This is a genomic window from Vibrio sp. SCSIO 43155 (assembly GCF_023716605.1).
Taxonomy (GTDB): domain Bacteria; phylum Pseudomonadota; class Gammaproteobacteria; order Enterobacterales; family Vibrionaceae; genus Vibrio; species Vibrio harveyi.
Genome location: NZ_CP071852.1, coordinates 572,061 through 583,863, shown reverse-complemented (window position 1 = coordinate 583,863; position 11,803 = coordinate 572,061). Strand labels below are relative to the sequence as shown.

Here is an 11,803-nt window from a genome sequence, read left to right as displayed (position 1 = left end):
GAGCGATGTTATGCCTTCGTCGAGAAACGGTATCCTGCGCCACGAACAGTTTGGATGAGTTTGTCGTGACCTGCCGCCTCAAGCGCTTTACGCAGACGACGAATATGTACATCAACGGTACGGTCTTCTACATACACGTTGGTGCCCCAAACATTGTTTAGTAGTTGTTCACGACTGTAAACACGCTCTTGGTGCGTCATGAAGAAGTGCAACATTTTGAACTCTGTTGGTCCCATATCAACCGCTTCATCATTTGCGGTCACACGGTGAGAAACAGGATCCAACTTCAGACCTTGTACATCAATCACATCTTCGAGCGCAGTCGGTGTTACGCGGCGAATAACGGCTTTAAGGCGAGCAACCAACTCTTTTGGTGAGAAAGGTTTGGTGATGTAGTCATCCGCGCCAACTTCTAAGCCGCGCACTTTGTCTTCTTCTTCACCACGAGCTGTCAGCATCACAACGGGAATGTTTCGAGTTAACTCTTCGCGCTTCATGTGTTTGATGAAGTTAATACCACTGCCACCTGGTAGCATCCAGTCTAGTAGCACTAAATCCGGGAAGGGTTCAGCCAGTTTGGTTACCGCAGAGTCGTAATCTTCTGCTTCTACTGCTTGATAACCTTTCTGTTCAAGCACGAAGCATAGCATTTCACGAATCGGAGCTTCGTCTTCAACAACCAGAATCCTTCTAGACATAATTGAATAACCTTATGTTAGTTGAGCTAATGAATTTAAAGGACAAAGCGCCCCTCTATGCATAAGCATTATTACTACCAATTATGACACTTTTGTGACCTTTGAAAACAAATTTTCATATAACTTTCTTTTGAGATTCATCATGATCTTTTTCAATTCAATTAGGACAACGCCGGGAAAATTCCCTATGATTAGTCCCTTGTCATCAAGCCTAGAGAAGATTTATGTGGTTTAAAAACTGTCTGGTATACCGCGTTAACCGCGAGGTTAACTTCAACGCCGATCAACTGGAAACTCAACTAGCCGAGTTCCGATTCACCCCTTGTGGAAGCCAAGATAAGCAAAAGTTTGGCTGGGTTAGCGCGATGGGTAGAAATGGCGACATGATGACGCACGTTTCTGAAAACCGCATTCTGATTTGCGCTAAGAAAGAAGAAAAAATGCTGCCTGCTTCAGTGATCAAAGACTCACTAAATGCAAAAGTAGAAGCAATGGAAGCACAGGAAGGTCGTCCTCTTAAAAAGAAAGAGAAAGACAACCTGAAAGATGACATCGTAATGGACCTCCTGCCACGTGCGTTCAGCCGTAGCAGCCACACTTACGTGCTGATTATGCCAAAAGAAGGCTTCATCCTTGTTGATGCAAGCAGCTACAAAAAAGCAGAAGACGTATTGGCACTACTACGTAAGACAATGGGTAGCCTGCCTGTTGTACCAGCAATCCCAGAAGTTGCGATCGAAACAACTCTAACTGAATGGGTAAAAACTGGTGATACACCACAAGGCATCACAATGATGGACGAAGCAGAGCTTAAGTCTGTGCTAGAAGAAGGCGGCGTGATTCGTTGTAAGAAGCAAGAGCTTACAACCGATGAAATCCGCAACCACATCGCTGCAGACAAAGTTGTGACTAAGCTAGCACTGAACTGGCAAGATCGTATCGAATTCATCATGGCAGAAGATTCTGGCATCAAACGTCTGAAGTTCTCTGATGAACTAAAAGACCAAAACGATGATATCCCACGCGAAGATCAGGCTGCTCGCTTCGACGCAGACTTCTCTCTAATGTGTGGCGAGTTCAGCGCTTTCCTACCAAATCTATACGAAGCATTGGGCGGTCTGCCAAACCCTAACGCTTAATTTCGTACAAAGATTAACCATAACGCCCTCACTTTTTTTGAGGGCGTTTGTTTATCCAAACCATAATTCTCCTAGTCACAGGTCACATTTTGACGTAAAATTTGCGCCCCATTTCCATGAGGTGGAATTGGCCTGACTTGTGATCAGATATTAAGAGAATTGAGCAATGACAACAGAGAAAGCATTCGTACCAGAGCTACTATCTCCAGCAGGTAGCCTTAAAAACATGCGTTACGCATTCGCCTACGGCGCAGATGCAGTATACGCTGGTCAACCTCGCTACAGCCTTCGCGTACGTAACAACGAGTTCAACCACGAAAACCTACAAATCGGTATCAACGAAGCGCATGCCCTAGGCAAAAAGCTTTACGTGGTATGCAACATCCAACCGCACAACTCTAAGCTTAAAACTTTCATCCGTGACCTTAAACCAGTGGTAGAAATGGGTCCAGACGCACTTATCATGTCTGATCCAGGTCTCATCATGATGGTTCGCGAAGCGTTCCCAGAAATGCCAATTCACCTGTCTGTGCAGGCGAACGCAGTAAACTGGGCAACTGTTAAATTCTGGGCTGCTAACGGTGTTGAGCGCGTGATCGTTTCTCGTGAGCTTTCTCTAGAAGAAATCGAAGAAATTCGCGAGCATTGTCCTGAAACTGAATTAGAAGTTTTCGTTCACGGTGCTCTATGCATGGCTTACTCTGGTCGCTGCCTACTGTCCGGTTACATCAACAAGCGTGACCCTAACCAAGGTACTTGCACTAACGCATGCCGTTGGGAATATAAAGTCGAAGAAGGTAAAGAAAACGACGCCGGTCAAATTGTTGAAGCGTTCGATCCAAACGAAGCTCAAGCAATCGAAGTCGCAGACGAACGCCCAGAAACCACTATCGGTCGCGGCAAACCAACTGACGAAGTGGTATTGCTTTCTGAAAGTCACCGTCCAGAAGAAAAAATGGCGGCGTTCGAAGACGAGCACGGTACTTACATCATGAACTCGAAAGACCTGCGTGCAATCCAACACGTAGAACGTCTAACTAAGATGGGTGTTCACTCATTGAAGATCGAGGGCCGTACCAAGTCATTCTACTACTGTGCACGTACTGCTCAGGTTTACCGCAAAGCGATTGATGACGCAGTTGCTGGTCGTCCATTCGATGAGAGCCTAATGGGTACGCTAGAAAGCCTAGCTCACCGTGGCTACACAGAAGGTTTCCTACGTCGTCACACTCACGACAGCTACCAGAACTACGATTACGGTTACTCTGTATCTGACGCACAACAATTTGTTGGTGAATTCACTGGCAAACGTCGCGGTGACATGGCAGAAGTTGAAGTGAAGAACAAGTTCATCGTTGGTGACAGCCTTGAGCTAATGACGCCAAAAGGCAACGTAATCTTCACGCTAGAAGCGATGGAAAACCGTAAGTCAGAATCAATTGAAGACGCAAAAGGTAACGGTCACTTTGTATTTATCCCGGTTCCAGAAGACATGGATCTGGAATACGGTCTGTTGATGCGTAACTTAAATGCAGGTCAGGATACCCGTAACCCAACTGGTAAGTAATCATGGCACTACTTATTACCGATAAGTGCATCAACTGCGACATGTGTGACCCTGAGTGCCCTAATGGTGCAATTACTATGGGTGACAGCATTTTCGAAATTGACCCTGCTCTATGTACAGAGTGTAAAGGTCACTACGAAAAACCAACATGTCAGTCGGTGTGTCCAATTACGAAGTGCATTATTACCGACCCAAATCATGTCGAGACTGAAGAGCAATTGCTAGAGAAGTTCGTGATTATTCAAGGGCTAGCGTAATTGAAAGAGGTTCAACTTTGCGCTCAAAGTTGAACCTTTTTTTAACCTGATTTCTCGATAGGAATAATGTTGCAGAAGAGCTCTTTCTCGAAATGATACTCTAGCCTTTCACGCCAATTTTCAGCTTGTGAGACAGGTATCAAATAGAAATTCTCTCGACTCGTATCCGTAACGAAAGCCATCCCATATTGCATTAGTTCGTAATGCACATCATTAACAAATCCCGGGTCAAGACGCTGACGTCCTGTCAGGTGATTAACATCCTCTCGAGTCAGATAGACTCCCTTATTCTCACTGCTAAATCTGTGTCTTAACCACTCTGCAAATTCTTTTGCACAAATCATAGTCATGGTTTTGTCCTTGATTAACTCTTAGATGGGGAAAGTCTCCATACCCACCTCAATACACTTGTCTGCGTTGCCATTTGTCTTTCACCAACCAACAGACATATTGCTAAGAAACCAGAGAATCGCGACGAAAAGATCTTTGTAAAACCAGAGTTATAACTACAAGAAAAACCACATAACCCTTTGTTTAATTTAGATTTCTGTAATATGCCACCAAAACTAATTAGGTTGGTTTTTATACTGGTATTATTCACTGTAGACAAAAGAATGATCTTTCTCCAGTTTCATAATGGAGATACCTAGTAGGTTTAATCGCAGCTTGATAGGAAGGAATTACCCTTTACTTCTTAGTAATCAATGGCAGACATTGTGCCGGCATTATCTTTTTCTTCTTAGGCTTGGGCGTAGTTTTGACTGTCTTTTTAGCCACGGGAGGTGGCGTAGCTTTAGGTTTCCAACTCGCAAGTTCAGCTCCACAACCATCACCCACTGGAGGAGGAGCCTGGTTGATGCAATTAGCACTCGACTCCGGACAGTTTAATCTAACGTGGAAGTGATAATGATGCCCCCACCAAGGGCGAACTTTGCGTAACCACCCTCTGTCTTTTTCCCCTTCCTGCTTACAAAGTTGTTCTTTTATCACCGGGTGAACAAAAATACGAGCTACATCCTCACTTTGCGCTGCGCTACGAATCAGTTCAAAGTGTCGAGTTTCCCAACGGTTTTCCAAAATCTTATATTTTTTAAGATCAACTACGCTCATTGGTTTAGGCAGCTGGAGCTCATTGTACGACAAAGGTTCATCGGCTAGACGCAACCAGATATCGATATCTAAACCTGTTTGATGACTAGAATGTCCAGAAGAGAAACGCCCGCCACGAGCCAATGACAAGTCACCAACCAACAACGTTGTGCTTAAATCTTGATTCATTTTTTTTGCTAGTTCTTGAATGAAACTGATCGTATGTGGGTGCCCATAGTAACGCTTCGTTTTGCTACGTAGCACTTGGTAACCAATACCATCCAAAGGAAGTGGAGATGCGCCGTCTAGACAGCCATTGGCATAACTGCCGATAGAGGAAGAAGTGTTATTTGTGGGACCAGAGACCTGCTCCCACGGAGTTGCATAAAGAGAAGCTGAGAATAGAAAACTTAAACAAAAAGAAAGACTCAGCTTCATCACGCTCATTCCTTAATAGTGGTCACCATTATCATAGTAGCCTTTAGGAGAGAGTGCAGAGAAAATTACCGCAACATCGATATCTTCACCCACAATACCACGTACTTGTTGAGTTATTGCTTTTGCAACCTTGTTCTGCGTTTCTTGACCGCGATCGAACCATAAAACCTCAACAAAAGGATAAGCAGCACTTACTTCACCTTCGCTGAAAAATGTACTGTAGATATATTCGAACGTAAAATCTTCGCGAGGGCAGTCCATAAGAGGCTGTAGTTCGTCAGTAAGTGGTTTTGATAGCGCTTGAACCGCTTGTGGCTCGACCGCTCTAAATCGAAGATGTGGCATAGACTTGCTTCCTAATTATTAGAATTCAGCGCCGATAATAACAGGAAGTCGACCTCTTATCACGTTAGCTTCTGGCAACACTCACTTTAAATAACGAAGATGCGGAGAAGCTTCAGGACTTCTGTTGAAGACTTAGAAGATCCCAGAAGAACTAGGTCGGTAACTAACAGATTCGAGTAAATTATCGAGCAAGCACTCAGAGTTAGTCTGAAAAGACAAAAACGCAAAAAGCCCCAGCATTTCTGCTGAGGCTTTACAAGGTGGCAGGGGTAGATTGGACCGGCACTCCGGAAATTCGATATGACTTGCTACCAAGCGGGCTGGCGGCTCAGCTCCCAACACGCACTATTTAGGCATTAGGGGAATCTGCTACTCTTCCAGCTAGACTGGTACTCTTTCCTTCATATACGAAAAAGGCTCTAGCATTTCTGCTAGAGCCTTAAATATGGCAGGGGTGGAGAGATTCGAACTCCCAACACGCGGATTTGGAATCCGCTGCTCTGCCAATTGGAGCTACACCCCTGTAATTCGTGTTTAATGAGACGACTCTCGAATAAGTGGCGGAGCGGACGGGACTCGAACCCGCGACCCCCGGCGTGACAGGCCGGTATTCTAACCAACTGAACTACCGCTCCGCACTGGTTAGACCTAAAGTCTAAGTTTTTGTCTTCACTTTTTCATAAAAAGTGAAAATAAAATACAAGCCTGGCGATGTCCTACTCTCACATGGGGAAGCCCCACACTACCATCGGCGCTAATTCGTTTCACTTCTGAGTTCGGAATGGAAGTCAGGTGGGTCCAAATCGCTATGGTCGCCAAGCAAATTCTTTAATTCGGAAAACTGATTTTAAGTTCTACTTACACACATTCAATGTTCTTACATCGAGTCCATCAAAACCCCTTGGGTGTTGTATGGTTAAGCCTCACGGGCAATTAGTACAGGTTAGCTCAACGCCTCACAACGCTTACACACCCTGCCTATCAACGTTCTAGTCTCGAACAACCCTTTAGGATACTTAAAGTATCAGGGAAGACTCATCTCAGGGCTCGCTTCCCGCTTAGATGCTTTCAGCGGTTATCGATTCCGAACTTAGCTACCGGGCAATGCGTCTGGCGACACAACCCGAACACCAGAGGTTCGTCCACTCCGGTCCTCTCGTACTAGGAGCAGCCCCCTTCAATCTTCCAACGCCCACGGCAGATAGGGACCGAACTGTCTCACGACGTTCTAAACCCAGCTCGCGTACCACTTTAAATGGCGAACAGCCATACCCTTGGGACCGACTTCAGCCCCAGGATGTGATGAGCCGACATCGAGGTGCCAAACACCGCCGTCGATATGAACTCTTGGGCGGTATCAGCCTGTTATCCCCGGAGTACCTTTTATCCGTTGAGCGATGGCCCTTCCATTCAGAACCACCGGATCACTATGACCTGCTTTCGCACCTGCTCGAACCGTCATTCTCGCAGTCAAGCGGGCTTATGCCATTGCACTAACCTCACGATGTCCAACCGTGATTAGCCCACCTTCGTGCTCCTCCGTTACGCTTTGGGAGGAGACCGCCCCAGTCAAACTACCCACCAGGCACTGTCCGCAACCCCGATTAGGGGTCGACGTTAGAACATCAACACTACAAGGGTGGTATTTCAAGGACGGCTCCACACAATCTAGCGACCGTGCTTCAAAGCCTCCCACCTATCCTACACATGTAGGGTCAATGTTCAGTGCCAAGCTGTAGTAAAGGTTCACGGGGTCTTTCCGTCTAGCCGCGGGTACACTGCATCTTCACAGCGATTTCAATTTCACTGAGTCTCGGGTGGAGACAGCGTGGCCATCATTACGCCATTCGTGCAGGTCGGAACTTACCCGACAAGGAATTTCGCTACCTTAGGACCGTTATAGTTACGGCCGCCGTTTACCGGGGCTTCGATCAAGAGCTTCGACCGAAGTCTAACCCCATCAATTAACCTTCCGGCACCGGGCAGGCGTCACACCGTATACGTCATCTTACGATTTTGCACAGTGCTGTGTTTTTAATAAACAGTTGCAGCCACCTGGTATCTGCGACTCTCAATAGCTCCATCCGCGAGGGACTTCACCGTCGAGAGCGTACCTTCTCCCGAAGTTACGGTACCATTTTGCCTAGTTCCTTCACCCGAGTTCTCTCAAGCGCCTTGGTATTCTCTACCCGACCACCTGTGTCGGTTTGGGGTACGATTCCTTACAATCTGAAGCTTAGAGGCTTTTCCTGGAAGCATGGCATCAATGACTTCACTACCGTAGTAGCTCGACGTCGTGTCTCAGCCTTAAAAAGAGCCGGATTTACCTAACTCTTAAGCCTACGCACTTGAACCTGGACAACCGTCGCCAGGCCCACCTAGCCTTCTCCGTCCCCCCATCGCAATTGTAAGAAGTACGGGAATATTAACCCGTTTCCCATCGACTACGCCTTTCGGCCTCGCCTTAGGGGTCGACTTACCCTGCCCCGATTAACGTTGGACAGGAACCCTTGGTCTTCCGGCGAGGAGGTTTTTCACCCCCTTTATCGTTACTCATGTCAGCATTCGCACTTCTGATACGTCCAGCATGCGTTACCACACACCTTCAACCGCTTACAGAACGCTCCCCTACCCAATGCACTAAAGTGCATTGCCGCAGCTTCGGTTTACTACTTAGCCCCGTTACATCTTCCGCGCAGGCCGACTCGACCAGTGAGCTATTACGCTTTCTTTAAATGATGGCTGCTTCTAAGCCAACATCCTGGCTGTCTGAGCCTTCCCACATCGTTTCCCACTTAGTAGTAATTTGGGACCTTAGCTGGCGGTCTGGGTTGTTTCCCTCTCCACGACGGACGTTAGCACCCGCCGTGTGTCTCCCGGATAGTACTTACTGGTATTCGGAGTTTGCAAAGGGTTGGTAAGTCGGGATGACCCCCTAGCCTTAACAGTGCTCTACCCCCAGTAGTATTCGTCCGAGGCGCTACCTAAATAGCTTTCGGGGAGAACCAGCTATCTCCAGGTTTGATTGGCCTTTCACCCCTAGCCACAAGTCATCCGCTAATTTTTCAACATTAGTCGGTTCGGTCCTCCAGTTGATGTTACTCAACCTTCAACCTGCCCATGGCTAGATCACCTGGTTTCGGGTCTATATCCAGAGACTGAACGCCCAGTTAAGACTCGGTTTCCCTACGGCTCCCCTAGATGGTTAACCTTGCCACTGAATATAAGTCGCTGACCCATTATACAAAAGGTACGCAGTCACACCACGAAGGTGCTCCTACTGCTTGTACGTACACGGTTTCAGGTTCTATTTCACTCCCCTCACAGGGGTTCTTTTCGCCTTTCCCTCACGGTACTGGTTCACTATCGGTCAGTCAGTAGTATTTAGCCTTGGAGGATGGTCCCCCCATATTCAGACAGGATATCACGTGTCCCGCCCTACTCGATTTCACTTTAAATGCGTTGCCGGTTACGGGGCTATCACCCTGTATCGCACAACTTTCCAGAAGTTTCACCTGACGCATAAAAAGCTTAAGGGCTAGTCCAATTTCGCTCGCCGCTACTTTCGGAATCTCGGTTGATTTCTTTTCCTCGGGGTACTTAGATGTTTCAGTTCCCCCGGTTCGCCTCGCTGCGCTATGTATTCACGCAGCGATACTAGCTTATGCTAGTGGGTTTCCCCATTCGGAAATCCCAGACTCAAATGGTTTTTACTACCTAATCTGGGCTTATCGCAAGTTAATACGTCCTTCATCGCCTCTGACTGCCAAGGCATCCACCGTGTACGCTTAGTCACTTAACCATACAACCCGAAGGAGTTTCGAGTTGATGAACAAGTCACCAAAGTTGTCTGCAATTTTTATACATGATGCAGACTCGATTTTGCCGGACTCAAATTCCAAGAACACTTGAATGTGTTGTATTGGTGTTTGTCATAAAGACAAACATTGAGAACTTTACAAACAAACTTAAAAGTTTGTTTTGTCAGCTTTCCAAATTGTTAAAGAGCTAATCACTTCTAATGAAGTAACCATTTTTAAAAACTCTCAAGAGAGAATGTTTAAAGATGGTATCCCGTAGGGGAGTCGAACCCCTGTTACCGCCGTGAAAGGGCGGTGTCCTAGGCCTCTAGACGAACGGGACACTGTAGAATGCTTTGCAAAACACAAAACAATGTAGCTAGTGGTGGAGCTAATCGGGATCGAACCGATGACCTCTTCGCTGCCAGCGAAGCGCTCTCCCAGCTGAGCTATAGCCCCACATAAATCGCTTCAGCATTTTATGCAGAACCAATCTTTGCTCTGAAATCTAAACCATATCAATCTGTGTGGACACTCATCGTGACTCATTTGTCTTCACTTTTTAAAAGTGAAAGCAAACTATCCGTATCGTATAAGGAGGTGATCCAGCGCCAGGTTCCCCTAGCGCTACCTTGTTACGACTTCACCCCAGTCATGAACCACAAAGTGGTAAGCGTCCTCCCGAAGGTTAAACTACCTACTTCTTTTGCAGCCCACTCCCATGGTGTGACGGGCGGTGTGTACAAGGCCCGGGAACGTATTCACCGTGGCATTCTGATCCACGATTACTAGCGATTCCGACTTCACGGAGTCGAGTTGCAGACTCCGATCCGGACTACGACGCACTTTTTGGGATTCGCTCACTCTCGCAAGTTGGCCGCCCTCTGTATGCGCCATTGTAGCACGTGTGTAGCCCTACTCGTAAGGGCCATGATGACTTGACGTCGTCCCCACCTTCCTCCGGTTTATCACCGGCAGTCTCCCTGGAGTTCCCACCCGAAGTGCTGGCAAACAAGGATAAGGGTTGCGCTCGTTGCGGGACTTAACCCAACATTTCACAACACGAGCTGACGACAGCCATGCAGCACCTGTCTCAGAGTTCCCGAAGGCACCAATCCATCTCTGGAATGTTCTCTGGATGTCAAGAGTAGGTAAGGTTCTTCGCGTTGCATCGAATTAAACCACATGCTCCACCGCTTGTGCGGGCCCCCGTCAATTCATTTGAGTTTTAATCTTGCGACCGTACTCCCCAGGCGGTCTACTTAACGCGTTAGCTCCGAAAGCCACGGCTCAAGGCCACAACCTCCAAGTAGACATCGTTTACGGCGTGGACTACCAGGGTATCTAATCCTGTTTGCTCCCCACGCTTTCGCATCTGAGTGTCAGTATCTGTCCAGGGGGCCGCCTTCGCCACCGGTATTCCTTCAGATCTCTACGCATTTCACCGCTACACCTGAAATTCTACCCCCCTCTACAGTACTCTAGTCTGCCAGTTTCAAATGCTATTCCGAGGTTGAGCCCCGGGCTTTCACATCTGACTTAACAAACCACCTGCATGCGCTTTACGCCCAGTAATTCCGATTAACGCTCGCACCCTCCGTATTACCGCGGCTGCTGGCACGGAGTTAGCCGGTGCTTCTTCTGTCGCTAACGTCAAATGATAGTGCTATTAACACTACCACCTTCCTCACGACTGAAAGTGCTTTACAACCCGAAGGCCTTCTTCACACACGCGGCATGGCTGCATCAGGCTTGCGCCCATTGTGCAATATTCCCCACTGCTGCCTCCCGTAGGAGTCTGGACCGTGTCTCAGTTCCAGTGTGGCTGATCATCCTCTCAGACCAGCTAGGGATCGTCGCCTTGGTGAGCCATTACCTCACCAACTAGCTAATCCCACCTAGGCATATCCTGACGCGAGAGGCCCGAAGGTCCCCCTCTTTGACCCGAAGGTATTATGCGGTATTAGCCATCGTTTCCAATGGTTATCCCCCACATCAGGGCAATTTCCTAGGCATTACTCACCCGTCCGCCGCTCGACGCCGTTATCGTTCCCCGAAGGTTCAGATAACTCGTTTCCGCTCGACTTGCATGTGTTAGGCCTGCCGCCAGCGTTCAATCTGAGCCATGATCAAACTCTTCAATTTAAGATTTTGTTCGGCTCAATGAATACTGAACATTACATAAGTAATGTTTGAATTGACTGTGCTGAATCTTTCGATTCAATGGTCACTTCGTTTCATTGATACCTAATTTGATACCGAAGTATCTAATTGGATTATCATCAACGAGTGCCCACACAGATTGATAGGTTCTTATTTTTAAAGAGCAAACTTTGAAGTTCTCTTCAAAGTGGACGGTCATTTTAGCGAGATAACTTGCCGTGTCAAACACTTTTTTAAGTTATTTCTCTGTGAGTTAACTTCTAACTCACTGACCTTGTCATCTCGGTTTCGCTTAGCTTGCTTTCCC

The 11,803-nt window shown here is 47.3% G+C and carries 7 protein-coding genes, 4 tRNA genes and 3 rRNA genes; 3 read left to right on the top strand and 11 right to left on the bottom strand.

All coding sequences use genetic code 11. The features are described 5' to 3' along the window. Positions 1-8 precede the first annotated feature (8 nt). On the bottom strand, positions 9-698 hold the full coding sequence (phoB, locus tag J4N44_RS02695; protein ID WP_005424836.1) for a phosphate regulon transcriptional regulator PhoB: 690 nt from the start codon (positions 696-698) through the stop codon (positions 9-11). Between the two features lie 224 nt (positions 699-922). Between phoB and rdgC the strand changes: the two genes are divergently transcribed. The 3 genes from rdgC (at position 923) to J4N44_RS02680 (ending at position 3,661) form a co-directional block, all read left to right on the top strand. Beyond that, a complete protein-coding gene (rdgC, locus tag J4N44_RS02690; RefSeq protein ID WP_005445276.1) occupies positions 923-1,837 on the top strand; it encodes a recombination-associated protein RdgC in 915 nt (304 codons plus the stop codon). Between the two features lie 166 nt (positions 1,838-2,003). Further along, entirely contained in the window at positions 2,004-3,404 is a 1,401-nt protein-coding gene (trhP, locus tag J4N44_RS02685; protein WP_005440369.1) for a prephenate-dependent tRNA uridine(34) hydroxylase TrhP, read from the top strand. Positions 3,405-3,406: 2 nt separating this feature from the next. After that, positions 3,407-3,661 (top strand): YfhL family 4Fe-4S dicluster ferredoxin, encoded by a 255-nt coding sequence (locus J4N44_RS02680; protein ID WP_005445273.1) that lies wholly within the window; start codon positions 3,407-3,409, stop codon positions 3,659-3,661. A 41-nt stretch (positions 3,662-3,702) separates the two neighbouring features. On the opposite strand, the gene J4N44_RS02675 is transcribed toward J4N44_RS02680, so the two are convergent. The 10 genes from J4N44_RS02675 to J4N44_RS02630 all read right to left on the bottom strand — a co-directional run bounded on the left by J4N44_RS02675 (position 3,703) and on the right by J4N44_RS02630 (position 11,478). Further along, entirely contained in the window at positions 3,703-4,011 is a 309-nt protein-coding gene (locus tag J4N44_RS02675; protein ID WP_005445270.1) for a hypothetical protein, read from the bottom strand. Between the two features lie 337 nt (positions 4,012-4,348). After that, on the bottom strand, positions 4,349-5,188 hold the full coding sequence (gene mepA / locus J4N44_RS02670) for a penicillin-insensitive murein endopeptidase (RefSeq protein ID WP_009697656.1): 840 nt from the start codon (positions 5,186-5,188) through the stop codon (positions 4,349-4,351). Between the two features lie 12 nt (positions 5,189-5,200). Continuing rightward, a complete protein-coding gene (locus J4N44_RS02665) occupies positions 5,201-5,533 on the bottom strand; it encodes a DUF1904 domain-containing protein (RefSeq protein ID WP_005445267.1) in 333 nt (110 codons plus the stop codon). A gap of 446 nt (positions 5,534-5,979) precedes the next feature. Further along, a tRNA-Trp gene (locus tag J4N44_RS02660) sits at positions 5,980-6,056 on the bottom strand. 35 nt (positions 6,057-6,091) lie between these two features. Then, positions 6,092-6,168 (bottom strand) — tRNA-Asp (locus J4N44_RS02655). A gap of 68 nt (positions 6,169-6,236) precedes the next feature. After that, positions 6,237-6,353, bottom strand: a 5S ribosomal RNA gene (gene rrf / locus J4N44_RS02650). A 92-nt stretch (positions 6,354-6,445) separates the two neighbouring features. Next, positions 6,446-9,335: ribosomal RNA gene (locus J4N44_RS02645) — 23S ribosomal RNA — on the bottom strand. A gap of 265 nt (positions 9,336-9,600) precedes the next feature. Further along, positions 9,601-9,676, bottom strand: a tRNA-Glu gene (locus J4N44_RS02640). A 40-nt stretch (positions 9,677-9,716) separates the two neighbouring features. Beyond that, positions 9,717-9,792 (bottom strand) — tRNA-Ala (locus tag J4N44_RS02635). Between the two features lie 134 nt (positions 9,793-9,926). After that, positions 9,927-11,478 (bottom strand): 16S ribosomal RNA (locus J4N44_RS02630). Together the 16S, 23S and 5S rRNA genes with 4 tRNA genes alongside form the textbook arrangement of a ribosomal RNA operon. Positions 11,479-11,803: the final 325 nt, after the last annotated feature.